This window comes from Glaciimonas sp. CA11.2 (genome assembly GCF_034314045.1).
Taxonomy (GTDB): Bacteria; Pseudomonadota; Gammaproteobacteria; order Burkholderiales; family Burkholderiaceae_D; genus Glaciimonas.
This window is the reverse complement of the sequence record NZ_JAVIWL010000001.1, coordinates 2,395,375-2,421,251: the sequence shown is the minus strand read 5'-3', so window position 1 is coordinate 2,421,251 and position 25,877 is coordinate 2,395,375. Positions and strand designations below refer to the sequence as shown.

The following is a 25,877-nucleotide window of genomic DNA, read 5'->3' as shown; positions in this document are numbered from 1 at the left end:
ACTAATTTGAAGTAATGCGGTCAGCTTGTGCTGGGTTATCTTGTACCACCGGTACGAACTGCTTTGCGGCGGGAAGTCTCGTCTTATAGTTTAACATGACCAGCAATACCAGAATCAGTGCCGCACCACCGTTGTGCGCAACAGCAATGGCGAGCGGCCAATTAAAGTAGATTGTCGCCAGCCCTGTCAGTAGTTGCACTCCAATAATAATCAGCAGCCAATTACCCGTCTTGCGCAGTCCGTCGACTCGTCGCGCTTTGCAAGCAAGCCAACCAACAAAGGCGATCACGACGAAAGCAAACATTCGATGCGTCCAATGAATTGCGGTCAACGCCTGAAATGGCAAGTACTCACCATCAGCGGTTTTACCTAAATGCCGCCAGAGTGTAAATCCATGCTCGAAGTCCATGTCCGGGATCACCATCCCATGGCAAAGTGGAAAATCATTACACGCCAATGCCGCGTAGTTAGTACTTACCCAGCCACCCAACGCGATCTGCATAATCAACAACAGCATCCCAATCAACGCCGGAACGGCTAGTTGACGTCCCGCCGCTGAAACCGGTCGGTGATCATTTTGTCGTGCGGCCAGCCACGTTAGCAATGCTAATAAGGTTAAGCCCAGCAACAAATGTGTCGTGACAATAATCGGCTGCAACTTCATCGTCACAGTCCAGGCACCGAACGCGCCTTGCAAACATACTGCAAAAAATAACAATGTCGGAAACCAAGGGGAAAACTTGGGGTCGCGTTGCGCCGAAGGTAACTTAACACGGCCTTGAGCAGTATCAGAGCCCGAATTGGATGCTATCTTAAGGACGATTTTAGGTGCTACACCTTGCGCAGGTTTAAGCGTCGTATCGGATGCACTGGACGCTGTGATTGCGACTGGCTTCAGCCAACGCATCCATGCCACTGCCATTAATCCAATGATCAAGACACCCACACCCATCGCGAAGTACCGATGCGTCATCTCAATCCACGCCTTAATCAGCGTCACCGGACCAGTTGGCATTGCCTCTTGCGCTGCACTGATATGCGCATGCGCCAACAATGGATTGGAGTGGCCATAACAACCGGGCCAATCGGGGCAACCAAGGCCTGAATCCGTCAGACGCGTAAATGCCCCGAACATGATGAGGTCAAATGTCAAAAACAGGGTGACCCACACAAGCTTGCGGTATTTGTTAGTGTCTTTGGAGGCCCAAACGACACTGAGCGCCAACAACGCCACCAGTATCCCCATTGCACCGAGCTGAAGTAAATTTGACATTAGCCGATCGCGGAAGCCCGCAGGAGTTTAGAAAGATCGGCCTTCACTTTATAAGGGTCCGAGTCCTTGGGAAAGCGCATCATCAGGTTACTGCGCGGATCGATCAGATAAATATGATCGCTCGCGGTCGTTCCTGCATCGGTTGGCAACCAGGCTTTTAACAAATCCGGCTTAACCCGCAACAACCGGGTCCCTTCAAAAGGTTGCAAGCCTGGCATATCCAACGGTTTGTCATCGGTAATCAACAACACCCGCTCAATCCGCTCGCGCTCCTTGCCTTGCATCAATCTTAGCTGGCGCAGTTCGAACAACGTATCTTTACATTTCTTCTGGCAATCACCACTGCCGATTTGCAGCATCACCCACTTGCCTTTAAAAGCACCCAGCGTTGTTGGCGTACCATCGAGCTCCGTAATCCCTAGCTCAGGAATTGCATATTGGGACGGATCAAGCAGATCGCCATAGTTGGTACGCGACTCTGGCTTGATGACATAGTAGGTGAAATAAGAAGCAATCATTGGCGCGGCACAAACAGCGACTATGAGGAGCATTTTCAGGCGGCCATTCCGCTTCACCTTTTTGCCATCAAGCGCCAAAGGCTGTTTTACCGGGTTTTCTGCGGGCTGATTATTCATGTTCACGGTCAGAGGAGCTTTTTGCATCTTTGATTCCCTGTCTACATCCTGTTACAACAAAAAAGAGGAAGGCCATGACGGCCAGCGCGTACCATTGGAATTCATAACCGCGATGCATCTGAATACCTAGCGATGGACTGGTCCAGTCGCGAATAAGACCATCTTGGTTATTGCCTGTCTGTTCAATCAAAAGCGGTTGCAACTGAAATTTACTTACCGTTGCCAAGGCAGCGATATCAAGATTTTGTACAATAGCGCCCGGCTTAAGTGTGGCCGGCTGACCCAGTTGCAACACCCGACCAACACGACTGCGCACCACACCCCCCACTTCGACTACACCGCTTGGGGTTGGGTACGGTAATAGAATCGCCCGATTTTGTGGATTGAGTGGTAACCAACCACGTTGGACCAAAACATGTACCTTTGAGTTCTCGATTTTAAGAGGCATCAGCACATAAAATCCGGGCTTACCTTTATAACTGCGATTATCCAGGTAGATCGGCCACTCCTGCGCAAACTCACCCCGGACGGTCACGCGCCGGTATTCTAGCTGATCAGCGCTCTCATTCGCAGCCCTAAGACGAATCGGGGCCTCAGCGCCGCGCTGTTTAATGGCATTTTCAATCGCTTGTTTTTGATCACCCCGTCGCGTCTGCCATTGCGCTAGCGAAACACCCAACGCGACCAGCAACACGGTGGCCACAAACGGGATCAACCTAAAACGGAATCTGAATTTGAAACTGAATCGCATTACAATATCGCCTTAGTTATTGATTCCTTAAGCCATTCCATGAAAATCATTGTTGCCATCGCTTTCATTCTGATCATCGCTAGTCTGGCGTCCGCGCTCATTTTTCTGATGCGTGACAAAGGAAAAAGCAATCGTACCGTACAAGCTTTAGCGCTTCGCGTAGGCTTCTCGGTGACCCTGTTCATTCTGATATTGGTAGCCTACAAACTTGGTTATATCCAGCCAACTGGCATCCGCTAGAGCCTGACAGGACGCCCATCCGGCGTAGCGCTGACTTGTGCGACTGGCCCATGATGCATGTGCGTCAATCCAGTATCCGGGCCGAGCATGTAGATGGAGCAGCCTGACTCGGGATGCTGAAGCTACCATAGCGATTCAGATGTTTTCAAAGCACACAGTTAACCTATTTACCACTTAATTTCTGGCAGTAAAAAAGCCGCACCGAAGTGCGGCCTTTCTTTATGTCTACGGTTGTTTGTAAGTAACTTACAGCCAATACACGACAACATACAAACCGAGCCACACAACGTCTACAAAGTGCCAATACCAGGCGGCGCCTTCGAACGCAAAATGGTTATCCGGTGTGAAATGACCCTTCAACACACGGTACAAGACGACTGACAACATGATCGCGCCAATTGTTACATGGAAGCCGTGAAAGCCAGTCAGTAAGAAGAAGGTTGAACCGTAAATGCCGGAAGTCAGTCTGAGGTTGTAATCTTGGTACGCTTCCATGTATTCAGCTGCCTGAAAACACATAAAAGTAGCACCAAGCAGTATCGTCGCCGCCAGCCAAAAAGCTGTTTTGGCACGATGACCAGCGCGTAGCGCATGATGAGAGATCGTCAGAGTCACACCAGATGTCAACAACAACGCAGTGTTAATGGTTGGGATCGGGAAAGGCCCCATCGTCCGGAATGTTTCAATCGTGCCAGCGGGGCCAGTGTTACCCCAATGCGCAGCAAAATCGGGCCACAATATTTTGTGATCAAGATCTGCCAGCCAAGGCATGGAAATACTACGTGCATAAAATAATGCGCCGAAGAAAGCAGCAAAAAACATGACCTCGGAGAAAATGAACCAACTCATACTCCACCGAAATGATGTATCGATACGTGGGCTATAAAGTCCGCCCTCAGATTCGTGGATCGCGTCGCCGAACCATTTGTACAAAACGACTAGCAATCCCAATATACCGAGAACACACACTTCCGGAGCGAAGGCAACACTATTGACCCAGGCTGCCGCACCTAACATTGTCACCAGCAGCGCTACACCGGCTAACACAGGCCATTTGGATGGACCAGGCACAAAATAGTAAGGCACATTACCTTGTTGAGAACTCATTTCCATCTCCCGATACACATTTAAATAATTTTTTGAGCTTATTTTTGGAGCTTACTAAGCGACGACCAACTTCACAATCGTAATCAATATTACGATGAAAATGATTGCACCGATAACGCCGGCAATCACTACATGGATTGGGTTTAAACCCGCTGCGTCGCTTTCGTAATCTTTCTTTTTACGTACACCGAAGAATCCCCACAATACCGCTTTGACGGTTGCGCCAAATGACACTTTACGGCGACTTGCCTTCTTCAGTTCTGACATGTAATACCCTTTAACCTGCTTTTTATCGCCTTAACAGCCAGACCACAAATTTGCACTCTTTCTGCCAAACAGCGCATCGCCGCCATCTAATCCTGTCTTGCAACATGATGACAGTCTTGTCAGGATGCTAAGCTGGCTTTGCCACTACTGGTTTGCTGATCTCAAAAAATGTGTAAGACAACATAATCGACTTCACATCTTTAGGCAACTTAGGATCAATATAAAACACGACCGGAAATTCTTTGGCCTGATTTGGTCCGAGCGTCTGTTGCGTGAAGCAAAAACACTCCACTTTCTTAAAGAATGCTTCTGCTTGCATCGGTGCATAACTGGGAATCGCCTGCGCATCCATCGTCCGCGCTTCTTTATTAACGACTTCGTAAATGACTTGCGTCATTTCACCGGGATGCACTTGCATGCTACTCACCGCAGGACGGAAGCGCCAAGGTCCGCGCGCATTTCCATCAAACTCGACCGTAATCGTTCTGGACTTATCAATCTGCGTATTCGTCGGTGCAACGACAGTACTATCTTGCGGAGTCAAAAAATTGACTCCGGTCAATGAGCAAATGGATTTGTACACTGGCACAAGTCCATAGCCGAAACCAAACATCAATACGGCAATCACAATAAGCTTGCCGAGCATTTTTCGATTTAACTGTAGCGCGTAAGCACGCCCTTCACCATTTGGCTTTGGTGCATCCATCAGGTGAACCAGACCCGGTTAACAAATATGCCTACAAAAAACGCCAGCGCAACGGCTGCTAACAGCAGCGCGGTACGCAGGTTGTTTGGTTTTTTTCTATCTGACATGGGTGAGTTGGCAGACTCTCATCTGCCTTTCCTATCATTTTACAATCGGTGGCACTTCAAAGGTATGAAACGGTGCTGGGCTTGGAATCGTCCACTCCAATCCTTCAGCGCCATCCCAAGGCTTCGCAGGGGCTTTTACGCCACCTTTGATCGATGGGATGACAACGAAGAACAAGAAGTAAAGCTGGCTCAGACCGAAACCGAATGCACCGACTGATGCAAGCATGTTGAAGTCGGTGAACTGCGCTGGATAATCTGCAATCCGACGTGGCATACCCGCCAAACCCAGGAAATGCATTGGGAAGAACGTAACGTTAAATGTGATCAAAGACGCCCAGAAGTGAATCTTACCGCGTGTTTCGTTGTACATGAAACCAGTCCACTTAGGGCTCCAATAGTAGTAACCACCAAACAAACCGAACAACGAACCCGCCACCAAAACATAGTGGAAATGCGCCACGACATAATAAGTATCCTGCATCTGGATATCGATTGGCGTCACGGCCAGAATCAGCCCCGTAAAGCCACCCATGGTGAACACAAAAATGAAACCGACTGCGAACAACATAGGTGTCTCGAAAGTCATCGAACCACGCCACATTGTTGCGATCCAGTTAAATATCTTCACACCAGTCGGCACCGCGATCAACAACGTTGCGTACATGAAGAACAATTGCGCAGTCACTGGCATACCAGTGGTGAACATGTGATGCGCCCAAACGATGAATGACAGAATCGCGATTGACGCGGTTGCATACACCATTGATGCATAACCAAACAGTTGCTTACGTGCGAAGGCAGGGATGATTTGCGAGATGATGCCAAACGCAGGCAAAATCATGATGTAGACCTCTGGGTGACCAAAGAACCAGAATATATGCTGGTACATCACAGGATCGCCGCCGCCGGCCGCGTTAAAGAACGATGTACCGAAATGACGATCGGTCAATGTCATGGTGATGGCACCGGCCAATACTGGCATCACGGCAATCAGCAAGTAAGCAGTGATCAACCAGGTCCAGCAGAACATCGGCATCTTCATCAATGTCATACCCGGCGCACGCATATTCAGTACGGTAGTGATGATGTTAATTGAGCCCATGATCGACGATGCACCCATGATATGGATAGCAAAAATCGCCATGTCCATCCCAGGGCCCATTTGGGTCGATAGTGGTGCGTACAAAGTCCAGCCCGCAGCAGTCGCGCCGCCTGGCACCAGAAATGATGTCAGCAATAAAATCGCCGCTGGTGGCAATAACCAGAATGAAAAGTTATTCATCCGTGCAAAAGCCATGTCTGAAGCGCCAATTTGCAGCGGAATCATCCAGTTAGCAAAACCCACGAAAGCCGGCATGATCGCGCCGAACACCATGATGATGCCGTGCATTGTTGTCAGCTGATTAAAGAACTCTGGCTTAAAAAACTGTAAGCCTGGCTCAAATAATTCAGCACGAATCAACATTGCCAGAACGCCGCCCGAAAGCAACATCGTGAAAGAGAACCATAAATATAAGGTACCAATATCTTTATGATTCGTCGCGAACAACCAGCGACGCCAGCCCGTCGGTACATCATGGGCGTGATCGTGGTGATCGTGGTCATGATCGTGAGAATGATCGTGTGCGTGATCGACTGCGGTTGTGCTCATCTCAATCTCCTAATTCAATTACTTGCGCGCAGCCAGCACTTCAGCCGGTTGAACAATGTTTTCTGCAGCCTTGTTGGACCATGTATTACGGGTATACGTAATTACGGCGGCAATCTCGGTATCCGACAACACAGCTTTCCACGCCGGCATCTGCATCGCGCCGTTAATCTTACCGTTTAGCAATACATTAATTTGTTCTGCACGCGGGCCATTCACAACTGGATCACCGTCCAATGCAGGGAACGCTCCGGGGATACCTTTACCGCTCGCCTGATGACAAGCAACGCAATTGGCAGTGTAGATTTTTTCGCCGCGTGTTTTCAACTCGTCGATAGTCCAGACTTTATTAGGATCGTCGGCTTGCGCAGCCATTTCTTTCTTCTTGCCATCAACCCATTTGGTGTAATCGGCGTCACTGACGACTTTTACAACAATCGGCATAAAACCATGGTCTTTACCGCAGAGTTCAACGCACTGACCGCGGTAAGTACCGATTTTTTCGGCCTTGAACCAAGTGTCGCGAACAAAACCAGGAATGGCATCTTGCTTCACACCAAATGCTGGAATGGTCCACGAGTGGATTACATCATTAGCAGTCGTGATGATGCGGACTTTTTTATTGATCGGGACGACAACTTCGTTATCGACCTCTAACAAATAATTGTCATTTTTTACTTTTGTTGAGTCAACAACCTGCTCATGTGGCGTGGCCAGATTAGACAAGAAAGAAATGCCTTCACCCTCGCCTTTGAGGTAATCGTAGCCCCACTTCCATTGCATACCCGTCGCCTTGATCGTCAGATCGGCGTTCGAAGTATCTTTCATAGCCACGACCGTTTTGGTCGCTGGCAGCGCCATTCCGATAACAATCAGGAACGGAACCACGGTCCAGGCGATTTCGACCGTTGTGCTTTCATGAAAACTGGCCGACTTGTGACCGCGTGATTTACGATGTTTCAGAATCGAATAGAACATGACACTGAAAACTGCAACAAAGATTACCAGACAGATAATCAGCATCCAGGTATGCAGATCGTAAATCTGCTGCGCAATTTGCGTCACCGGTGGCTGAAAATTCATTTGCAGTACCGCAGGACCGCCAACGCTGTCTTTCACTGCCCAAGACGGCAGTGCCGTGATGGAAAGCGCAGCAAGCATCAACGATATAAGGCGCTTCGCATATTTCATGATTACCCCAAAAGCCCAAAATTATAATTCTATCAACCACCAGACGCGCCTTTGTGCTCGAGGTTTTGCTGCAACTCCCGCACAAATTCACGCCGCCTCCATTCCGTCAAAAACCGCCCTACTTCAACCCGGACACCGTCCGCTTCCAGACAAATCAATTCTCTACGAGAAGATTTCCCCACAATCCGGATTGAACGTAATGCCAGTCTGTACTGTCGAACTTCTTGTGCCTGTACTACTTCCACTACTAGGCAATCGTCCTGCATAGTAATGTGCTCGCGATCTGTTGCATGTCGTGCGTAAGCCAAAAATGCCAAGCCAACAGCCAGCATTTCAAGCATTGCAAACACCAACACAAACCAAGCGCCGCGCACGGTCCACACAGTGGCCACCAATAGTGACGTGACACACATGCTCGCGTAAAAACTTGCAAGTTGTCGCGGTGCTATTGCGCAATTCCGCTTCAAATTCCATTCACGCCGGATCATTGTGGAATACCTCAATGCATGTGACCTACCGGTGCGCACAACCTAAAACCTTCGAAGTATAAAGGGTAATAGGCCTTGTTATCAAGGAGTAATAAGCAAGGAGTAATAAGTCCTGAAACACACTGTGCGCTTTGCTGACACGATAAAATTTGATGAAATTTCAAAACCCACATCTTCAACAATATCCATCCTACCGAAAATTCGCAACAACGCGCATCTCATGCAAAAAAAACAATTCATTTTTCCATGACCGCCGGTGGCCGTCACGGAAATCTTGCTTTAAGCGTTCATTGCATCAAATCAAATCCGCTAGCGGATGTTTTGAAGGACCAACCACAGCCCATGGCCCCTCAAAAAATCCATTCACCCAATCCCGGCTAACGTCTGCTAAACCTGCATGCAGCCATTTTGGCTGACGATCCTTCTCGATGATCAATGCCCGAATACCTTCGGAAAAATCTGCGCGAGCCGCGCAGTGCAAGGTCACGACGTACTCTAAACGGAAGATTTCGGCCAAAGACAGATGTCGACCGCGACGAAGTAGGGCATAAATTAAGCCAGCAGAGCCCGGACTGCCGGCACGCAACGTTGCCGCTGCTTTTTGCAGCCACACATCGTCCGTTTTCAGCGCTAGAATGGCGTCGACAATTTCTGGCAAGGTTGGCTGGCTGCAAAGTTGATTGATCAATGCAAGGTGGGCGCTCAATGGAGTTGGCACTGATGTAGCCGAGAAAGACGCATGGCTTTGCAACAACCGCGTCAATAAAACCCCATCTTCATCGCCCGTCCACGATTGCTTCAACAAAGCGTCCAATACCACTTGCTTATTCGCCTGAGCAATTTCGACATCGGCCAAACCGGCAAAAATCGCATCAGCGGCACCAATCGATGCACCGGTCAGCGCCAAAAACAGGCCAACATGTCCCTGCATCCGGTTTAAAAACCAGGTCCCGCCGACGTCTGGGTACAAACCAATCGTGATCTCTGGCATTGCTAAACGCGATTTTTCGGTCACCACGCGATGACTCGCGCCGGACATCAAACCAATCCCGCCACCCATGACAATGCCATGTCCCCAGGCAAGAATTGGCTTGGGAAAGGTGTGAATCAAATAGTCTAGCCGGTATTCCCGCTCAAAAAATGCACCAGCGTAGGGGTTTCCCTGGATATTTTCGGGGTCGTCCGTCGCGTGGTGTTCGAGCATCGTGTGGTACAAATGCTGCAAGTCGCCCCCGGCACAAAATGCTTTTTCGCCAGCCGCTTGCAACACGACGATGGCGATTTGGGGATCTGCCGCCCATTTACGCAGTTGCGGATCCAGCAAATCGACCATTTCCAGCGAAATCGAATTTAAGGTCTTCTCTACATTGAGTGTCGCGATACCGATACGCTTACCGTTTTCGGCCGTTCGCTCCTCAAACAATACCGGCTGCGGCATGTCAGGAGAAATTATTTGACTCATCGTACATCCTCGTTTGAACCGTTACTTAATAGATTGCGGGCAATAATAACGCGCATGATTTCGTTAGTGCCTTCCAGAATTTGATGGACGCGCACGTCGCGGAAATAGCGCTCAAGCGGATATTCACGAATATAGCCGTAACCGCCATGAATTTGCAGCGCCTCATTGCAAATTTGAAATCCGATGTCGGTCGCAAAACGCTTCGCCATGGCGCAATAGGTCGTGGCATTTGCGTCTTTGGCGTCGAGTTTGCACGCCGCCAGACGCACCATCTGGCGCGCCGCGACCAACTCCGTCTGCATATCGGCTAATTTAAATTGCAGCGCCTGAAAATCAGCTAACGGCCGCTTGAATTGACGGCGCTCGTTCATGTATCCGTGCGCGGCATCCAGCGCAGCCTGTGCAGTTCCGACTGAACAAGTTGCAATATTGATGCGGCCACCATCCAATCCACGCATCGCCATCCGAAATCCCTCGCCTTCCTGCCCCATTAAATGGTCCGCAGGAATACGCACATTATCAAAACTAATCGTACGGGTCGGCTGACTGTTCCAGCCCATTTTTTGTTCTTTACGGCCATAACTGATTCCTGGCGTATCGGCTGGCACTACAAATGCCGAGACACCACCGGCGCCATCGCCGCCAGTGCGCGCCATCACCACCAACAGATCCGTCGCACCAGCGCCAGAAATAAACGCCTTGGAACCATTCAGAACGTAAGTATCACCTTCCAGAACAGCATTGGTTTTTAGTGACGCCGCATCCGATCCCGCACCCGGCTCGGTCAGGCAATACGATCCCAGTTTCTTGCCGCTCGCCAACTGCTCGCACCATTGCTGCTTAAATGCCGGGGTCGCCCAGTTTGCGACCATCCAGCTCACCATATTGTGTATGGTCAGATAGGCGGTCGTGGACGTGCAGCCTCGCGCCAGTTCCTCAAATACGATAGTCGCATCCAGACGTGACAAGCCCAGACCGCCCGCCTCTTCCGGCGTATATAGACCGCAAAATCCTAGTTCACCTGCCTTGGCAATAGCATCTGTGGGGAATATACCCTCGGCATCCCAGAGCGCCGCGTGCGGTGCAAATTCACCAACGGAAAAATCGCGCGCCGTCTGCTGAAACGCTCGTTGCTCTTCTGACAGTTCAAAATCCATGTTGTTCGGTCTCCTGATGAGTGATTTTTGTTAGCGCGTATGCGGCGCGACGTTCTCTAATTATTTTCTGAAGAATAGCAAGAATTGACGTTTACGTAAACGTCACACTAGCGTCGTCGTCAGCATCAACCTCAACCGAGGTGCAATCCCAAGTCTTAAAAAGCACCATCCGAAACCTCATCAGCGGTGTCGAATCATGCCGAGAACACGCTTAAAACCACATTATTCGGCATCGAAGGTAAGATTAGTCGGAGCTCCGCTGATCTTCAGCGTTAAACGAAATTTCATCAACTCCGCAATGACTGACAGCCATTTGGTATATTGCAAGCTGTCGGTCCTGAAGCAGGCCATTTTTTGCATGCAATGATTCAGGAATGAGATCGATAGATGCCTATAACAAAACTCACTACATGAATAATCTCCTCAGAAAAATCGATCTTACTTCACTCCGTTTATTCGTCGCTGTTTGCCAGGAGAAGAATATCGCGCGCGCCGCCGAACGCGAATTCATCGCGCCTTCTGCGGTCAGCCGTCGTATCGGTGAAATCGAGGCAATGATCGGATTACCCGTCATACACCGCGAATCGCGTGGTATTTCAGTCACGCCGGTTGGTGAAACGGTGCTACGCCATGCGCTAGCGGTGATTGCCAGCATAGAAGCGCTAGGCGCAGAGCTTTCTGAGTTTTCCAGCGGGGCTAAGGGCAAAGTACGTCTGGTCGGAAATTTGTCCTCCATCGTACAATTTTTGCCAGAGGATATCGCTGCGTTCCAACGCATTTTTCCCCATGTTGATATTGATCTGGAAGAGCAAAACAGCACAGAGGTAATGCGCAGCATTCGAGAACACAATGCCGATTTAGGCATTTGCAATGCAATCGCAGGTCTGGAACAGTTCCAATATTTACCCTACCGCACCGATCACCTTTTCTTAATGGTTCCGCGCAGCCATCCGCTGAGCGCCGAAACATCGGTTGGATTAACGGAAATCGTGAATGAGAACTTTGTTAGCCTCGGTGCGGACGCTACGCTTACCCAACTTCTGGCACAAGAAGCGATCAATCTTGGTGCGCAACTTAAAATCAAGATCAGAGTCAGCAGTCTGGACGCGCTGTGTCGCATGGTCCATGTCGGTCTCGGCATCGCCGTGGTACCACAACAAATCGGCGAGTTATATTTAAATACATTGGCGGTGAAATTGGTTCCCATTCGAGATCCGTGGGCTATTCGCCATCTGGTTATTATTTTCAATCAGCGCGACCAATTGACCGCTACGGCGACGTCGCTGGTCAACTTTCTGGTGAATAAGTAAAAGAATCGGTCACCATCGGCCACCGTCAATAGGTCCTAACCCTCACTACGTATCTTAAGCATGGCGTTTGTGCAATCATCTCCAATCGAGACGCCTGTCATCGCCAGTGATCACTTCACCCGCTACTGGCTGCCGGTATGATTTCTGCATCTCTACATCATTCTGCATGAAACCTCATGGCCAAAACCCTTTACGACAAACTCTGGGACGCGCACGTCGTCACTACCGAAAGTGACGGTACCAGTCTTCTTTATATCGATCGTCATATCATCAATGAAGTATCCAGCCCGCAAGCATTTGAGGGCTTGAGACTGGAGCAAAGAACACCTTGGCGTGTGGCTGCCAATTTTGCTGTCGCCGATCATAACGTGCCAACGACCGACCGCAGCCAAGGTATTCAAGATCCAATTTCGCGTCTGCAAGTCGACACACTTGACGCGAATGCAAAAACCTACGGGCTGACTTTTTTCGGCTTGCAGGATATGGGCCAGGGTATCGAACACGTGATCGGACCGGAACAAGGCGCCACGCTGCCTGGCATGACCGTGGTCTGCGGCGATTCCCACACTTCCACGCATGGCGCCTTTGCCTGCCTCGCGCACGGAATCGGCACATCAGAAGTTGAACACGTATTGGTCACGCAAACATTGCTAACCAAAAAAATGCGATCAATGCTGGTATTAGTCGAAGGCCAATTAGCTGTTGGCGTCACCGCCAAAGACATCGTTTTAGCATTGATCGGCACCATCGGCACCGCTGGCGGAACGGGATATGCGATCGAATACGCCGGTTCAACTATCCGCAATTTGTCGATGGAAGGCCGTATGACCGTCTGCAATATGTCGATAGAAGCCGGTGCAAGGGCTGGAATGATCGCCTTTGACGACACCACGCTGGCTTATGTCAAAGGCCGACCTCTGTCGCCCACCGGCGCAGAGTGGGATCAGGCGCTTGACTATTGGCGGTCTCTGCAATCCGATCACGATGCTATTTTCGACGCTACCGTCACCCTTGACGCAAGTGTGATAGCACCGCAGGTAACGTGGGGAACCTCGCCGGAAATGGTTGTTTCGATTAACGGACACATTCCCGATCCAGAGGATGAGCAAGACGCGACAAAACGCGACGGCATGCAAAAGGCATTGGCTTATATGGGCCTCAGCGCCAACACCATGATCACCGATATCGCCATCGATAAAGTGTTTATCGGCTCGTGCACTAACTCGCGCATCGAAGATTTACGTGCAGCCGCGGCCATCGTGCGTGGTAAACGGCGCGCTGCCAACGTCGTGCTGGCAATGGTCGTACCCGGTTCTGGTCTGGTAAAACAACAAGCCGAGCAAGAAGGTCTGGATCGCATCTTTCTGGATGCCGGCTTCGAATGGCGCGAACCCGGCTGCTCCATGTGCATGGCGATGAACGCCGATCGTCTGGCACCGGGCGAACGTTGCGCCTCTACGTCAAACAGAAATTTCGAAGGACGTCAGGGCCCAGGCGGGCGAACGCATCTGGTCAGTCCTGCCATGGCGGCAGCGGCTGGCATTGCCGGACATTTTGTTGATATCAGATCGTTATAAGGTACTAATGATGAAAAAATTTAATCACCTTGTGGGATTAGTCGCACCGCTCGATCGTGCCAACGTGGATACCGACGTTATCATCCCCAAGCAATTCTTAAAATCGATTAAACGCACTGGATTCGGTCAAAATCTATTTGATGAATGGCGCTATCTCGATCATGGCGAGCCTGGACAAGACTGCACCAACAGGCCGCTCAATCCTGATTTTGTCCTCAATCAGGCGCGCTTTCAAGGCGCATCCATTTTGCTTGCACGGCAAAATTTTGGTTGCGGATCATCGCGTGAACATGCGCCGTGGGCGATGGATCAATACGGCTTTCGTGCCGTGATCGCATCCAGCTTTGCCGACATCTTTTTCAACAATTGTTTTAAGAGCGGATTATTGCCGATTATTCTTAGCGAAGAAGCGATAGATTGTCTGTTTAACGCGGTTGAAGCCACGCCCGGATTTGTGTTAAGCATCAATCTTGCGCAACAAACCGTTACCAGCGCAGATGGCGTTATTAACTATACGTTTGAGGTCGATCCTTTCCGCAAGCTCTGTCTTCTGGAAGGTCTGGATGACATCGGATTGACGTTACGGAAGATGGATCAAATACGCGAGTTTGAAGACCGCCATCTCGTCAAACATCCATGGTTATTGAAAACACTCAAAACAGCAATTGGAAGCAAAAGCGCATGATGGAAAAATTAATGCAATTTAATGGCCGTGTACTCTTTTTGTCGCAAGATGCCGATTGTATTGTGACGCAACTGAAGGGTAAAAATATCCGCCTGGCAGACGCCCTTCCGTTGCGTGATGACGTATCCACGGACGAAATCACGCCCGTTACGGTCATGATGGTGTATGACGAGCGTCTCGGAGATGTTCCGTACGTAGGATTCAAAACGGGCGGCGAACATCCAATCAAAAAAAACGCGATTAAAGACGGTGGTTTTCAGGTGACGGTGGCTGGCAAACGTTACGGCAAAGGTTCATCACGTGAATCAAGTCCGTTGGCAGAACTATCGGCCGGAATTAAATTAATTATCGCTGAAAGTTTTGAGCGTATCTATCAACAAAATTGCGACAATATCGGGATTTTGACGACGACCGATTTTTCGATTCTGGATCGCATCAACGCTGGTGAATCTATTCCTATCGATGCCTTTTTAGAAGGGCGCGATCAATTGACGCAAGATATTATTCGTTGCGGTGGTCTGCTTGCTTATAGTAAGTCTGCATCGTGGCCCGCCCCAGAACAGCGATCAAATACCACTTCGGCAAGTCATGGAAAAACCCTGGTTGAAAAAATTATTGATCGGCATTTACATCCAGATATCGCGCATGCTGAACGTGGACAAGGCACATTTATTTCCACGGACTGGCGTTTCAGCCACGATTATTTCACCGGTATGTGCACGCATTTAATGCACCGCGCTTTCGGCAATCCGGTCACGTTGCATCATCCTGAAAGCATCATCGCTTTTCAGGATCATTTAGTTCTGGCGGCGCAAAGTCTGCCGCATGTACGCGACAATTTATTGCAAGGTGTTGCCAATCTGACCGAAGGGCATACTCGCTTTACGCAAGACTATCCCGTTCGTTCGCACGGAAAGCTAACAGACAGTGCCGGTTCAGAGGGCATCTGTCACGCGATGATGGCTGAAAACTATGCGCTGCCCGGTCAGGTAATTGCTGGCACCGACTCGCACACACCGCATTCTGGTGCGCTGGGATGCCTCGCTTTTGGAGCAGGCGCAACGGAAATCGCTAATAGCTGGATGACTGGCTATGTACGCTGCAAAGTGCCTGAAACCATCCGTATTCAAATCGATGGATGCTTGCGGCCAGGCGTGACGGCAAAAGATATCGTACTGCATTTATTACAGATGGATTTTATTCGTGCAGGCGATGCAATAGGCCTAGTATTTGAATACGGTGGTTCTGCCATTCGCGCGATGGATATCGATGAACGCGCCACCCTAACCAACATGGTTGCGGAGTTGGGCGGCTTTACCGGCATTGTGGAACCCGACGATAAAACGGTCGCATTCTTAAAGCAACGACGTGGGATCGACTTTGTAATCGAAGACTGGATGGTCAGCGATGCCGATACGCATTACCGAAAGCGCGTTGTCATCGACGCAGCGGCTATTTCCGCGATGTTGGCAAGCCCCGGCGATCCTGGCAACGGAATCACAGCCGATAGCTTGATGCAGGATATTCCTATCAATATTGCCTATGGCGGATCTTGTACCGCTGGCAAACAGCATGACTTTGATTTTTATCACGAAGTGCTGAGTTGGGGCGTTGCACGCAACATGACCGTGCCACCGCACACTACACTATTCTTGCAGTTCGGCACACTCGAAGTACGTCGTTACTGCGAAGAGCAAGGCTATATGATAGTGTTTGAAAAAGCTGGCGCAATAATGATCCTACCGGGTTGCGGCTCTTGCGCCAACTGCGGCCCGGGCCAATCAACGGATGCGAATGATGTCACCATCAGCGCAATAAACAGAAATTTTCCAGGTCGGTCCGGTCCCGGCCAGGTCTGGCTGGCGAGTCCTTACACCGTTGCTGCGAGCGCGCTCGCCGGAAAAATTACGACGTTCGCTCATTTACAAACATCACAAAATTAAAATGTTAAAAAAAATAATTTATCTTTATATTTAATACGGTGGTCAGCAACATAGTTAACGGCACGACTAAAAGTCGTGATAAAAAATGCGCGCCATTGGGGTAATAAAATAATAGGATTCGCCATCATTCGTTCGATCACACCAGCGAACTATTCATACCAAAAAAAAGGACGACATGGGAATGTCGTCCAAATCACAGCCACCTTGGATCGGTTAGCTTGCAAGCAGCAGAAATCGGCATTCTCTATGCGCGATACACTGCTGCTGTTCAATGTCTGGTCCTGCAGTCGAATTGAACCGACTGATCAGGAGAGGTAAAACGAATGACTTATTTTGGCATCAAAACACTGTCGACTACATTAATAACGCCATTCGATTGATAGACATCATATGTGCTGATGCTGGCTACGTGACCACCTTCGTCGATGACGTCAATGTTGTGCATTCCGTTTTTCTTGAAGGTTAATTTACCGCCGCTAGCTGTCGCCAATTCAGCTTGACCACCACCTTTTGTGATGGCGTTCGAAAGCGCCATAAAATCATATTTTCCTGGTACAACGTGGTACGTCAAAATCTTGGTCAATGTTGCTTTGTTTTCTGGCTTTACCAGCGTATCGACCGTACCGGCAGGCAATTTACCAAAAGCTTCGTTGGTTGGTGCAAATACGGTGAAAGGACCTTTTCCTTTCAGTGTATCAACCAGCCCAGCCGCTTTTACTGCTGCGACGAGTGTCGTGTGATCAGCTGAATTGACAGCGTTATCGATAATATCTTTGCTTGGGTACATACTTTGTCCGCCGACCATTACGGTGTTTTCGGCAAACGCCACGTTGGCGACCAACAAAGCGGCGGAGAGTGTGATTACGGTGCTGAATTTGCGCATGATAATTTCCTTAAGAGAGTCAATTTTCGGAGCTTGCAGAGTCATATACGCCGGTAATTTAAAACTGGATTCAGCGGTTTTAAAAGTTTGACGAAAAAAAACAATGACTAGCCAAAACTGAAACTGACACTTGAGAGGAAAACTGAAAGGGGAAATGTCGTACAGAAAAAAGATAATTGCATATCTGCAGTTGGCAGATATGCAAATTAATTGAAAGAGAATGAAGTAAGCCGATAGGCCGGATTCTGTTACGACGATGAGGCTTGCGCCCGCCCGTTATGACAACCATTCCTCTAGGCGCTGAATTACTCCAGCGCTCAAGCTTCCTACCCGCACGCTCCGCGAGCAACATCAACGCGTGCCTATTTGGAATTGCTCCGGGTGGAGGTTACCGCGTTTCACCGTAACTTAATACGCTCGTCTCTGTGGCCCTATTCCTCGCCTCACGGCGGACGGCCATTAACCGTCACCCTGCTCTATGGAGTCCGGACCTTCCTCCCGCCACGCAGCTTGCACCGAATGACCAGCGGTTGTCTGGCTTACTTCAAGCGGCATTCTACCTCAGTGTGGACCAGCAGCAAAGGCAGATTCCACTAAACCATCAGATAACACCAGCTATTTGCGGTCACTCACGCTGCTTTCACGCGCAAAATGGTGCTATGCACCATGCCAAAACGGCATGTGACAGTTACCGACGCAATCCGTATAGTGAGCCGCAGACACATGAAATAATGTCTGGCGGATTGCCCTGCTGTAGACAATATAGCGACAGAGTAGCTGATACTTCCACCACGCTCACATCCATTTCCACACTGCATCTCACTTTTGGTCATAGGAACAAACATGCATATTTGCGTTTTAGGGGCTGGCATCATCGGTGTAACGTCTGCCTATCGCCTGCTGGAAGGTGGTCATCAGGTCACGTTAGTGGATGCCGAAGCGCAACCCGGCGCACAGACCAGTTTTGCTAATGGCGGCCAACTGAGCTTTTCTTATGTCGCGCCGCTGGCTGATCCCTCGGTCTGGACGCATTGGCCGCACTATTTATTTGGCGCTGACTCACCTCTCACGCTGCGCCCTAAAATTGATCCCGCACAGTGGCGCTGGCTACTGCGATTTTTAGCAGCATGTAATACCAACACCACGCAAAAAACGACAATTGATTTATTGCGCCTGGCTTTTTTTAGTCGTGATCAGTTAGCACGCACCATTCACGCAATGCCGTTCGATTTTCAGCATAAAACGGCGGGGAAACTGGTCATGTTCACAGATCAAAAAGGCTTAGTTGCGGCGCGTAAGCAAGTGGCGTTTCAGGCGCAATATGGTTCCCAGCAAGAAGTTATCGACGCCACCCGCTGCATGGAAATTGAACCGGCTTTAGCCAATGCAAAGCGCGATTGGGTCGGTGGCGTCTATACCCCAAGTGAGGAAGCGGGTGATTGCGCTATGTTTTGTAGACAACTGGTAGCAGCGATGTCGCAGAATCCACGGTTTCGTTTTGCGCATTCCCAACGCATCGGCAAGCTTGAAATGCGTGACCGTGCGCTAACCGCGGTCCATGCCGGAAGCGAACAAATCGCCGCTGATAAATTTGTGCTGACGATGGGCGTATACAGCACCGCCTTTGCGCTTCAGGCAGGATTCGACTTGCCGGTGTATCCGCTCAAAGGTTACAGCATTACGATCCCACTCCGAAACAGTGCTAATCAAGCCGCAGCGCCCAAAGTGTCGATTACCGACCTTTCAAAGAAAATCGTTTATGCGCGACTTGGCGAACGTTTGCGCGTCGCTGGTCGGGTGGAGATAGTCGGCCTCGATCGACACATCCCCAATCGTGCGATTGATGAGCTAAAACAGGGTGTCAATGCTCTGTTTCCTGGCAGCATAGACCTTTCTGACACCGAGCTGTCGCCTTGGACCGGCTTGCGTCCTGCTACCCCAAGCGGCGTTCCCATCATTGGCGCCTCGCCAGTACCCAATTTGTATCTGAATGTCGGGCATGGCGGTCTCGGCTGGACACTAGCCCACGGCAGCGCAACGCTATTATTGCAATTGATTAATGGCGAGACACCCAGCATTGAGAGCAGTCCTTTTGCGTTTGGTGCCTAAACTCTTGCCGCATAACCCTCGTCGGTCTAGAATCTGCTCGTGCATAAACAATGCAAATCCCGCCGCCTCACAAGCTAGTCAGCCCACGACGACACTCCAGACCCCATGCAATTTCACCTACTCGCGTTTGTAAAAACTGTTTTCTTTGTCCTGGCCGCGCTATTACCGATCATGAATCCCCCCGGTAACGCACCCATTTTTCATTCGTTGACGGCGGGCGCTTCAGATGCCACCCGCAACGCGCTGGCGTGGCGCGTCGCCGTTAATACGTTTATTTTACTGGTTGCCGGAATGTTTATCGGCACGCATGTTCTGGCATTTTTTGGCATCTCACTACCGGTTGTGAAGGTCGCCGGAGGCCTGCTGGTCATCGCCACCGCCTGGAAATTGCTGGGCATGGACGAGGTTCAGAAGGTAGAAACCATTCCAGGATCGCTGTGGACCAAAGAACTGGCTTCAAAAAAAGCCTTCTACCCGCTCACCTTCCCTTTTACTGTCGGCCCCGGATCAATTTCGGTCGCCATCACACTTGGTGCTGGCCTTCGGATTCCTCAGGTACCCGTTATCATCACACTGGTTGCTGCGGTCGCCGCATTAGCCTTAGCTTCAGTCGCTGTGTATTTCAGTAACCGCTTTGCCGGTGTGCTGGTTAGGCTGCTTGGCGACACTGGCACAACAGTCATGCTGCGTATGTATTCATTTATCTTACTGTGTATCGGCGTACAGATTTTGTGGGATGGCGTAGGTGGATTACTGCTTCAGCTGCGCTCTATCGGTTTATAGTTATACGCATGCCGAATGAAAATGTCAGGCCCTATTTTCCTGGAAACAACAAAAATATGCGTTGACTATGGACACAATCTTCGAGAAAAGTTAATCTTATGGCTGTCTTTTCTCAACTAATGAGATCAGTCAAAATGAGTACAACAGAATTTTCACCGTAGATGCAGCACTTTTATTAACAGCACAGGAGCCAACCATGATCAAGAAAATCGTTTCGATCGCAGCAATAATCAGCTTGTTCGGTATCCTATCAGCATGTAACACGTTCGAAGGCATGGGCAAAGACGTCCAGTCGGGCGGTCAGAAGGTGCAAGACGCTGCGCAAGATACCAAAGCTAAAATGTAAATAGCCATACCCAAGATGGCGTCAGGTACGTGCCATCGACAAAAACCCGACGTTATGTCGGGTTTTTTTATTGGGGCTTTCATTTCCCCTCCGATACAAATTTAATAAAATAGACATTTACCTTCCGTCTCGAATGACGGAATCATTAATCCATATGAAATACTTCTTCCATCGTTGCCCAATGCTCACCATCGCCCCTTGACGCCAGCGGTAATTGACACGGGCCGCACACCGCCCACCATTTTTGAGTCATCCGGTCCGCTGCAATCTGCGCCATGTCAGCTTCAAAATTCTTGCCGTAATACTCCCAATAGCTAAAAAGAAGATTTTCCGGCTCACGTAAGAAAATTGTATAGTTGCGAATATTTGCTGCCTTCAATGTCGCCAACACCTGCGGCCATACCGCCGTATGCAAAGCCTTGTATTGAACGATACTAGCAGGATCGATACCGATCACCATTCCCATTCTTTGCATTTTTAATTCCTAATCGATGCGGTAAAAACCTTGTGCGTTCAGGCCGAGTACTTTTTTTCTGTCTGAATCACCCAAGCCAACAAGAAGCAAATCGGTCGTCTCTGTCCAGCGTCCGTAATCCGCCGCCAGATCCACTACCGGCCAGTCGCTGCCCCACATCACCCGATCCGCACCAAAAGCGTCAAGCACATGATCAACCACTGGCCGAAGGTCAGCGACCTGCCATTGCAGCGCTGCCTCCGTTACCAATCCGGATAGTTTGCAATGTATCTGCGGATACGCCGCCAACCGCGTCATGTTCTGTTTCCACAATGTGATATCGCCACTTGCAATCGACGGTTTAGCCGCATGATTAATAACTATCGGCATGTTCGGAAAACGATTCGCAAACACCAGCAAAGAAGATAGGTGGCGCGGCGTAACCAATGCATCGAGACTGAGGTTATAGCGCTGCATCGTATCGATAGCTGGCGCAAGTGCGGGGTCGGCTATCCAATCGTCATCCGGGATATCCTGCAGCATTGGACGGAGTCCTTTGAGTTTCGGATGCATGGCGAGCATTTGTATTCTTTCGGAAGCATCTGCCGCTTTCAAATCGACCCATCCCACAACCGCCTGAATAAATGCATAACGCGCCGCCAGCCCGAGCATAAAAGTAGTGTCATCCTCGCTCGGTAAAGTCTGTACTAATACCGTCCCGTCTATCCCACTCCGGGCTAAATGCGGCTTCAAATCGTCGGGCAAAAAATCTTGGCAAATTACAGCCAGCTCAGGCGGCGGCCATGCGCCGCCGCGATCTGCAAGCAACCAGAAATGTTGATGGGCATCAATTCGCATGCTTATACTTTCAGGTTAAATATTGACCGGAACCGGTGCGCGCTCGTCGATCAGCCCGCGCGATTTTAACGTTGTCCATAGTTCTGTCGGTATCGGCATATCAAACCAGGCTACGTTTTGACGAAGCTGCGCAACGTCTTTGCCGCCAGGAATACACGATACGACGGCAGGATGCGCCATCGGAAATTGCAGCGCTGCAGCAGGTAATGGGACCGCAAATTCCAGACACACCGCCTCCAACTCTTTGACGCGCAAAACAATATCTGCTGGTGCATCCATGTAATTATATTTTGGATTGCCAGCAAGTATGCCCGAGTTAAACGGCCCTCCAATGACGATGGCATTTCCATCACGTTGGCAGGCGTCGAGCAATGGTGAAAGGCTTGCCTGTTCCAGCAATGTATACCGCCCGGCCAACAGCGTGCAATCCAGATCGATTTCCTGCATGCTGGCGTAGACGACCTCCCATTCGTTGACGCCGAGGCCAATTGCCGAAACCTGTCCGCTTCTGCGCAGATCATCGAGCGCTTTGAAGCCGCCACCCACAGTCAGTTGCCCCCAATAGTGGTCATGCCTGTCAGCGTGCGTTATCCGCCCAATATCGTGCACAAACAGCACATCAATATGCGTCAGCCCAAGTCGTTGCAAACTATCTTCGTGCGAGCGCATTATGCCGTCGTAACTATAGTCGAACATCGGGCGAAACGGCAGCGGCGCAGCCCAATCACTCTCGCCCGCACGCACACTCTTATCTGGTTTCATGAGGCGTCCGACTTTGGTGCTAATCACATATTCGTCGCGTGGGCGCTCGCGCAATGCCGCACCTAAGCGATGTTCTGACAAGGTAAAACCATAATAGGGCGCGGTATCAAAATACCGTAGTCCAAGCGCCCAAGCTTCATCCAAGGCAGCGCGCGCATCCGCTTCGCTAGTCGCTATGTAAAGCCCGCCAATAACAGCGCAGCCCATTCCCAATGCTGTCAGTGATAACCCGCTGCGAGGCAACGCAGAAGACGCTTTAGCAAGCATAATTGATCCAATTTAAAGACGTAAAAAAACACTTTTTGAGGTTAAACGTCGAACGAAAGATAAATTCAGGCTAAGTCTTTCATACTCAAGCTACCCAACTCATTCACAGCGAGCGCAGCGGAAAACAGCTCGGACCGGACGGCTCAAATCGTTTATAGGTGAGGATGAATTCTTGATGTCCCAACTCTTCTGATCGGCTCAAACCACCATTCGCCACATCGCACACCATCGTCACAATTTCGGTGCCGACTTCTGCCAATGTCGCTTCGCCATTCAAAATTCGTCCGGCATTGATATCCATATCGTCAGACAATTGTTCGAAGGTGTGCGGGTTGGCACAGACTTTGATCACCGGTGAAATCGCCGATCCAACCACCGAACCGCGCCCCGTCGTAAATAAAGTAATATGCGCGCCGCAGGAGATCAGCTCAACGATTTCAGCATTGTCGGAGATATTGGGAAACCCAAAGCGCGGCTCGCCATCAGGCACGACATCCAGCAAATATAAACCGCCGCCTGGCGCTTGATCACCCGGCTTTAAAATCCCACAGATAGATGACGCTCCACTCTTGGCGTATGCACCTAGCGACTTCTCCTCCTGCGTCGTCAAGCCGCCATCTGCATTGCCCGGAGAGAAACTGCCGTGTCCCATAATGGTGTAATAATTCGCCGCCTTCTCAACAGTTTGCACAATTGCATCGCCGAGTTCTGGTGTCACTGCGCGGTTCTTCATGTGATATTCACAGCCGACCAGTTCGCCCGTTTCTTCAAAAATACAAGTGCTGCCAGCATCGATCAGCACATCGAACGCATAGCCGACTGCCGGATTTGCAGTGATGCCGCTGGTACTGTCTGAACCGCCACATATGGTGGCGACGACCAACTCACTAAGCGCCATAGGTACTCTCGGCTGCCGTGCAATGTCGTCAAGCGCCCATTGAACCCATTCAACGCCACTACTGACACTGGCCCGACTTCCTTTGTTTTCCTGAATCGTAATCGTGTGCACCGGACGTTCACTGGCGGCAACTACCTCGGCTAATCCATTTTTGTTGAAGCCTTCGCATCCCAGCGAAACGAGTAAAACCGCGCCTACATTTGGATGCGTCACCAGACGCCGCATGACTTGATCAGCATATTCGTTGGGAAAACATCCGGCAAACCCAATCAGATGTACCGGTTGATTAGGAAACACGTTCACCACTTGCCGCGCCACATGATGAGCGCACTCAACCATATAGGCGACGACTACAATATTGCGTATGCCTTTGCGTCCGTCAGCGCGCAAATAGCCAGAAATTTCGCTAGCACTCATCGGTATTACCTCTCGATAAAATGATGACCTTCACCGCTCAGGGTATAGGTCGGAATGTAATCACTCTCCAAATTATGGGTATGAATATGTTGCCCAATGGCGATAGGTTGCGAAACGCTGCCAATTGGTGCGCCGTATCGCAATACCTTGTCACCAACCTGAAGTGCGCAACGTGCCAACTTATGGCCAATGTCGATATTTTGCGTCAACAAGACTTCCCGGTCGTCAATCAGTACCACGTCGCCAGCGCGCAAGGCCGACCGTGCTATCACGCAGTTATCCCGTGCCGACATCAGCAGTACAGACGACGCAGGCGTGGGTCTGGTTGAGGTCACCATGCGGCATTCCCCTTAAGCAAGTTAAATTGAAAAGAAAATAGTTGGGCGATGTTAAGCCGACGCAGAAAGCAATCTGCACCGGCACGGAAAGTGATAAAGCGATTTAAGTCTGCAGAAAAACCTATCCTCGCGTACGGATTGATTTCATCAAGGACGTGCGAGAGGAATCCAAATGGCTGCGCATACAGTCGAGCGCCTTTTCCGGATTGCGCTCGGAAAGCGCATGCAGAATCGCCAGATGCTCTTTCAAGGCATAACTGTTGCGCTGCATTTCCTCGCCTTTGTCCCATTGATAATGGTAATGAAAAACGAAAGAAACAATATCGTAGAATTCTTGCGCAAACCGGTTGCGCAACAGACCGATAAGGAACGTATGAAACTCGCGATCGAGTGCGGGAAACTCGCCATATCGGGTCTTCATTTTCGGCTCTAATTGTGCGTGTTTGACAATCAGTCGATCGAGTTCTTTGTAGGCCGGATCGGTCGGTAGCAAGCTGCAGAAATGTTCGACCGCAGCCACCTCGAACATCTGACGCATATCTGCCAGTTCGCGTGCAAATGAAAGATCGAACGCACACAGCCGCCAACCGCCACGGGGCTTTTTTTCGATCAACCCGAAGCGAGAAAAACCGATCAAAAACTCCCGAATGCTCACGGTGCTGGTCCCCGCTTCTCGCGCTAGTTCTGCTTCCGAAAATTCGGCTCCCGGCTGCATATCTTTCTGGAAGACCCGCTCCATCATCACTTGCTGGATACGTTCCAGTCCTGATTGCAATTCCGAGACATCGAAATAATCGTCCTCGATTGGAAGCCTGATCAACTGACGGTCGGTTAAACCGTTGATTAATCTGCGTTCGTCCAAATAAGCAATCACACTGCGCACCACCGTTCTGCTCGCGTGACATACCGTTGCCAGATACTGCTCCGAAGGCAGTACCTCTGACACAGTCATGTTTTGCGCAATAAACCCCAACAGAAAGTTGGTCGTTTTTTTGAAGATGGTTGGCGGTTTTGACATGAGATATTGACCGTGCAGTCGCAGTGTCGCGCTTAGTCGAAACCACAGAAGGTTGGGAAGATAATTGCATAGTATTTTACCATTAAAAAACGAGTCCTCACGATGCTAAACTCTTGACATTGGCTCGCACCGTCGCGATGCCGTGAAACGTTTTTCTACGCTTTGGCACTTCACTTTTGTACCAATCAGCGTGCGCC

General features: G+C 50.0%; 27 protein-coding genes and 1 other RNA gene. 8 read left to right on the top strand and 20 right to left on the bottom strand.

The window, feature by feature from the left end:
* Position 1: 1 nt before the first annotated feature.
* The 3 genes from RGU75_RS10380 to RGU75_RS10370 are packed head-to-tail and all read right to left on the bottom strand — an operon-like array spanning position 2 to position 2,659.
* Positions 2–1,246 (bottom strand): COX15/CtaA family protein, encoded by a 1,245-nt coding sequence (locus tag RGU75_RS10380; RefSeq protein ID WP_322240428.1) that lies wholly within the window; start codon positions 1,244–1,246, stop codon positions 2–4.
* Between the two features lie 26 nt (positions 1,247–1,272).
* Positions 1,273–1,935, bottom strand: coding sequence for an SCO family protein (locus RGU75_RS10375; RefSeq protein ID WP_416186803.1), 663 nt, complete (start codon positions 1,933–1,935; stop codon positions 1,273–1,275).
* The gene (locus RGU75_RS10370; protein WP_322235613.1) at positions 1,901–2,659 is read right to left on the bottom strand and encodes an SURF1 family protein; all 759 of its coding nucleotides are present in this window, start codon (positions 2,657–2,659) and stop codon (positions 1,901–1,903) included. Before RGU75_RS10370 ends, RGU75_RS10375 begins: the two co-directional genes overlap by 35 nt.
* Positions 2,660–2,698: 39 nt before the next feature.
* Here RGU75_RS10370 and RGU75_RS10365 point away from each other — a divergent pair, with 39 nt between their 5' ends.
* The gene (locus RGU75_RS10365) at positions 2,699–2,899 is read left to right on the top strand and encodes a twin transmembrane helix small protein (RefSeq protein ID WP_322235611.1); all 201 of its coding nucleotides are present in this window, start codon (positions 2,699–2,701) and stop codon (positions 2,897–2,899) included.
* A 246-nt stretch (positions 2,900–3,145) separates the two neighbouring features.
* On the opposite strand, the gene RGU75_RS10360 is transcribed toward RGU75_RS10365, so the two are convergent.
* The 9 genes from RGU75_RS10360 to RGU75_RS10320 form a co-directional block, all read right to left on the bottom strand.
* A complete protein-coding gene (locus RGU75_RS10360; RefSeq protein WP_322235609.1) occupies positions 3,146–4,006 on the bottom strand; it encodes a cytochrome c oxidase subunit 3 in 861 nt (286 codons plus the stop codon).
* A gap of 54 nt (positions 4,007–4,060) precedes the next feature.
* Positions 4,061–4,273 carry a DUF2970 domain-containing protein gene (locus RGU75_RS10355; protein WP_322235607.1) on the bottom strand — a complete coding sequence of 71 codons (213 nt, stop codon included), beginning with the start codon at positions 4,271–4,273 and terminating at the stop codon, positions 4,061–4,063.
* A 127-nt stretch (positions 4,274–4,400) separates the two neighbouring features.
* Positions 4,401–4,979: a cytochrome c oxidase assembly protein gene (locus tag RGU75_RS10350; protein WP_322235605.1), complete on the bottom strand. Its 579-nt coding sequence runs from the start codon at positions 4,977–4,979 to the stop codon at positions 4,401–4,403.
* Entirely contained in the window at positions 4,979–5,086 is a 108-nt protein-coding gene (locus RGU75_RS10345) for a cytochrome oxidase small assembly protein (RefSeq protein ID WP_322235603.1), read from the bottom strand. The genes RGU75_RS10350 and RGU75_RS10345 overlap by 1 nt, the downstream gene beginning before the upstream one ends.
* 34 nt (positions 5,087–5,120) lie before the next feature.
* Positions 5,121–6,737 (bottom strand): cytochrome c oxidase subunit I, encoded by a 1,617-nt coding sequence (gene ctaD / locus RGU75_RS10340; RefSeq protein WP_322235601.1) that lies wholly within the window; start codon positions 6,735–6,737, stop codon positions 5,121–5,123.
* 18 nt (positions 6,738–6,755) lie between these two features.
* Positions 6,756–7,925, bottom strand: a complete 1,170-nt coding sequence (coxB, locus tag RGU75_RS10335) for a cytochrome c oxidase subunit II (RefSeq protein WP_322235599.1) — start codon at positions 7,923–7,925, stop codon at positions 6,756–6,758.
* Between the two features lie 32 nt (positions 7,926–7,957).
* The gene (locus tag RGU75_RS10330) at positions 7,958–8,413 is read right to left on the bottom strand and encodes a DUF2244 domain-containing protein (protein WP_322235597.1); all 456 of its coding nucleotides are present in this window, start codon (positions 8,411–8,413) and stop codon (positions 7,958–7,960) included.
* Between the two features lie 295 nt (positions 8,414–8,708).
* Complete coding sequence (locus RGU75_RS10325; protein ID WP_322240423.1) at positions 8,709–9,851, bottom strand: enoyl-CoA hydratase/isomerase family protein; 1,143 nt, start codon at positions 9,849–9,851, stop codon at positions 8,709–8,711.
* A gap of 20 nt (positions 9,852–9,871) precedes the next feature.
* A complete protein-coding gene (locus RGU75_RS10320; RefSeq protein ID WP_322235595.1) occupies positions 9,872–11,032 on the bottom strand; it encodes an acyl-CoA dehydrogenase family protein in 1,161 nt (386 codons plus the stop codon).
* Between the two features lie 374 nt (positions 11,033–11,406).
* Here RGU75_RS10320 and RGU75_RS10315 point away from each other — a divergent pair, with 374 nt between their 5' ends.
* From RGU75_RS10315 to RGU75_RS10300, 4 genes are all read left to right on the top strand, one after another.
* Positions 11,407–12,342 (top strand): LysR family transcriptional regulator, encoded by a 936-nt coding sequence (locus tag RGU75_RS10315; protein ID WP_322235593.1) that lies wholly within the window; start codon positions 11,407–11,409, stop codon positions 12,340–12,342.
* A gap of 176 nt (positions 12,343–12,518) precedes the next feature.
* On the top strand, positions 12,519–13,919 hold the full coding sequence (gene leuC, locus RGU75_RS10310; protein WP_322235591.1) for a 3-isopropylmalate dehydratase large subunit: 1,401 nt from the start codon (positions 12,519–12,521) through the stop codon (positions 13,917–13,919).
* Positions 13,920–13,929: 10 nt separating this feature from the next.
* Positions 13,930–14,604 carry a 3-isopropylmalate dehydratase small subunit gene (leuD, locus tag RGU75_RS10305; RefSeq protein WP_322240419.1) on the top strand — a complete coding sequence of 225 codons (675 nt, stop codon included), beginning with the start codon at positions 13,930–13,932 and terminating at the stop codon, positions 14,602–14,604.
* The gene (locus tag RGU75_RS10300; protein ID WP_322240416.1) at positions 14,604–16,547 is read left to right on the top strand and encodes an aconitase family protein; all 1,944 of its coding nucleotides are present in this window, start codon (positions 14,604–14,606) and stop codon (positions 16,545–16,547) included. The genes leuD and RGU75_RS10300 overlap by 1 nt, the downstream gene beginning before the upstream one ends.
* A 328-nt stretch (positions 16,548–16,875) precedes the next feature.
* Here the strand turns inward: RGU75_RS10300 and RGU75_RS10295 are convergent, their stop codons facing one another.
* A complete protein-coding gene (locus RGU75_RS10295; protein WP_322235589.1) occupies positions 16,876–17,430 on the bottom strand; it encodes a fasciclin domain-containing protein in 555 nt (184 codons plus the stop codon).
* Between the two features lie 218 nt (positions 17,431–17,648).
* Positions 17,649–17,976: RNase P RNA component class A (rnpB, locus tag RGU75_RS10290), an RNA gene on the bottom strand.
* 297 nt (positions 17,977–18,273) lie between these two features.
* Between rnpB and RGU75_RS10285 the strand changes: the two genes are divergently transcribed.
* From RGU75_RS10285 to RGU75_RS10275, 3 genes are all read left to right on the top strand, one after another.
* The gene (locus RGU75_RS10285) at positions 18,274–19,539 is read left to right on the top strand and encodes a D-amino acid dehydrogenase (RefSeq protein ID WP_322235587.1); all 1,266 of its coding nucleotides are present in this window, start codon (positions 18,274–18,276) and stop codon (positions 19,537–19,539) included.
* Positions 19,540–19,644: 105 nt separating this feature from the next.
* Positions 19,645–20,322: a MarC family protein gene (locus RGU75_RS10280; RefSeq protein ID WP_322235585.1), complete on the top strand. Its 678-nt coding sequence runs from the start codon at positions 19,645–19,647 to the stop codon at positions 20,320–20,322.
* A gap of 196 nt (positions 20,323–20,518) precedes the next feature.
* The gene (locus RGU75_RS10275; protein ID WP_322235583.1) at positions 20,519–20,668 is read left to right on the top strand and encodes an entericidin A/B family lipoprotein; all 150 of its coding nucleotides are present in this window, start codon (positions 20,519–20,521) and stop codon (positions 20,666–20,668) included.
* 145 nt (positions 20,669–20,813) lie between these two features.
* Here RGU75_RS10275 and RGU75_RS10270 read toward each other — a convergent pair whose 3' ends face one another.
* The 6 genes from RGU75_RS10270 to RGU75_RS10245 all read right to left on the bottom strand — a co-directional run bounded on the left by RGU75_RS10270 (position 20,814) and on the right by RGU75_RS10245 (position 25,680).
* Complete coding sequence (locus RGU75_RS10270; RefSeq protein ID WP_322235581.1) at positions 20,814–21,128, bottom strand: L-rhamnose mutarotase; 315 nt, start codon at positions 21,126–21,128, stop codon at positions 20,814–20,816.
* 24 nt (positions 21,129–21,152) lie between these two features.
* Positions 21,153–21,980, bottom strand: coding sequence for an amidohydrolase family protein (locus RGU75_RS10265; RefSeq protein ID WP_322235579.1), 828 nt, complete (start codon positions 21,978–21,980; stop codon positions 21,153–21,155).
* 15 nt (positions 21,981–21,995) lie between these two features.
* Complete coding sequence (locus tag RGU75_RS10260) at positions 21,996–23,009, bottom strand: aldo/keto reductase (protein ID WP_322235577.1); 1,014 nt, start codon at positions 23,007–23,009, stop codon at positions 21,996–21,998.
* A 103-nt stretch (positions 23,010–23,112) separates the two neighbouring features.
* The gene (locus tag RGU75_RS10255; RefSeq protein WP_322235575.1) at positions 23,113–24,324 is read right to left on the bottom strand and encodes a UxaA family hydrolase; all 1,212 of its coding nucleotides are present in this window, start codon (positions 24,322–24,324) and stop codon (positions 23,113–23,115) included.
* Between the two features lie 5 nt (positions 24,325–24,329).
* Positions 24,330–24,662: a UxaA family hydrolase gene (locus RGU75_RS10250; protein ID WP_322235573.1), complete on the bottom strand. Its 333-nt coding sequence runs from the start codon at positions 24,660–24,662 to the stop codon at positions 24,330–24,332.
* A 121-nt stretch (positions 24,663–24,783) separates the two neighbouring features.
* Positions 24,784–25,680 carry a GntR family transcriptional regulator gene (locus tag RGU75_RS10245; RefSeq protein WP_322235571.1) on the bottom strand — a complete coding sequence of 299 codons (897 nt, stop codon included), beginning with the start codon at positions 25,678–25,680 and terminating at the stop codon, positions 24,784–24,786.
* Between the last annotated feature and the right edge of the window lie 197 nt (positions 25,681–25,877).

Bases quoted from the DNA above. Each gene is read 5' to 3' on its own strand.
- RGU75_RS10380 (WP_322240428.1), bottom strand. From the start codon at position 1,246: ATGGGGATACTGGTGGCGTTGTTGGCGCTCAGTGTCGTTTGGGCCTCC.
- RGU75_RS10375 (WP_416186803.1), bottom strand. From the start codon at position 1,935: ATGCAAAAAGCTCCTCTGACCGTGAACATGAATAATCAGCCCGCAGAA.
- RGU75_RS10370 (WP_322235613.1), bottom strand. From the start codon at position 2,659: ATGCGATTCAGTTTCAAATTCAGATTCCGTTTTAGGTTGATCCCGTTT.
- RGU75_RS10365 (WP_322235611.1), top strand. From the start codon at position 2,699: ATGAAAATCATTGTTGCCATCGCTTTCATTCTGATCATCGCTAGTCTG.
- RGU75_RS10360 (WP_322235609.1), bottom strand. From the start codon at position 4,006: ATGAGTTCTCAACAAGGTAATGTGCCTTACTATTTTGTGCCTGGTCCA.
- RGU75_RS10355 (WP_322235607.1), bottom strand. From the start codon at position 4,273: ATGTCAGAACTGAAGAAGGCAAGTCGCCGTAAAGTGTCATTTGGCGCA.
- RGU75_RS10350 (WP_322235605.1), bottom strand. From the start codon at position 4,979: ATGGATGCACCAAAGCCAAATGGTGAAGGGCGTGCTTACGCGCTACAG.
- RGU75_RS10345 (WP_322235603.1), bottom strand. From the start codon at position 5,086: ATGTCAGATAGAAAAAAACCAAACAACCTGCGTACCGCGCTGCTGTTA.
- ctaD (WP_322235601.1), bottom strand. From the start codon at position 6,737: ATGAGCACAACCGCAGTCGATCACGCACACGATCATTCTCACGATCAT.
- coxB (WP_322235599.1), bottom strand. From the start codon at position 7,925: ATGAAATATGCGAAGCGCCTTATATCGTTGATGCTTGCTGCGCTTTCC.
- RGU75_RS10330 (WP_322235597.1), bottom strand. From the start codon at position 8,413: ATGATCCGGCGTGAATGGAATTTGAAGCGGAATTGCGCAATAGCACCG.
- RGU75_RS10325 (WP_322240423.1), bottom strand. From the start codon at position 9,851: ATGCCGCAGCCGGTATTGTTTGAGGAGCGAACGGCCGAAAACGGTAAG.
- RGU75_RS10320 (WP_322235595.1), bottom strand. From the start codon at position 11,032: ATGGATTTTGAACTGTCAGAAGAGCAACGAGCGTTTCAGCAGACGGCG.
- RGU75_RS10315 (WP_322235593.1), top strand. From the start codon at position 11,407: ATGAGATCGATAGATGCCTATAACAAAACTCACTACATGAATAATCTC.
- leuC (WP_322235591.1), top strand. From the start codon at position 12,519: ATGGCCAAAACCCTTTACGACAAACTCTGGGACGCGCACGTCGTCACT.
- leuD (WP_322240419.1), top strand. From the start codon at position 13,930: ATGAAAAAATTTAATCACCTTGTGGGATTAGTCGCACCGCTCGATCGT.
- RGU75_RS10300 (WP_322240416.1), top strand. From the start codon at position 14,604: ATGGAAAAATTAATGCAATTTAATGGCCGTGTACTCTTTTTGTCGCAA.
- RGU75_RS10295 (WP_322235589.1), bottom strand. From the start codon at position 17,430: ATGCGCAAATTCAGCACCGTAATCACACTCTCCGCCGCTTTGTTGGTC.
- RGU75_RS10285 (WP_322235587.1), top strand. From the start codon at position 18,274: ATGCATATTTGCGTTTTAGGGGCTGGCATCATCGGTGTAACGTCTGCC.
- RGU75_RS10280 (WP_322235585.1), top strand. From the start codon at position 19,645: ATGCAATTTCACCTACTCGCGTTTGTAAAAACTGTTTTCTTTGTCCTG.
- RGU75_RS10275 (WP_322235583.1), top strand. From the start codon at position 20,519: ATGATCAAGAAAATCGTTTCGATCGCAGCAATAATCAGCTTGTTCGGT.
- RGU75_RS10270 (WP_322235581.1), bottom strand. From the start codon at position 21,128: ATGGTGATCGGTATCGATCCTGCTAGTATCGTTCAATACAAGGCTTTG.
- RGU75_RS10265 (WP_322235579.1), bottom strand. From the start codon at position 21,980: ATGCGAATTGATGCCCATCAACATTTCTGGTTGCTTGCAGATCGCGGC.
- RGU75_RS10260 (WP_322235577.1), bottom strand. From the start codon at position 23,009: ATGCTTGCTAAAGCGTCTTCTGCGTTGCCTCGCAGCGGGTTATCACTG.
- RGU75_RS10255 (WP_322235575.1), bottom strand. From the start codon at position 24,324: ATGAGTGCTAGCGAAATTTCTGGCTATTTGCGCGCTGACGGACGCAAA.
- RGU75_RS10250 (WP_322235573.1), bottom strand. From the start codon at position 24,662: ATGGTGACCTCAACCAGACCCACGCCTGCGTCGTCTGTACTGCTGATG.
- RGU75_RS10245 (WP_322235571.1), bottom strand. From the start codon at position 25,680: ATGTCAAAACCGCCAACCATCTTCAAAAAAACGACCAACTTTCTGTTG.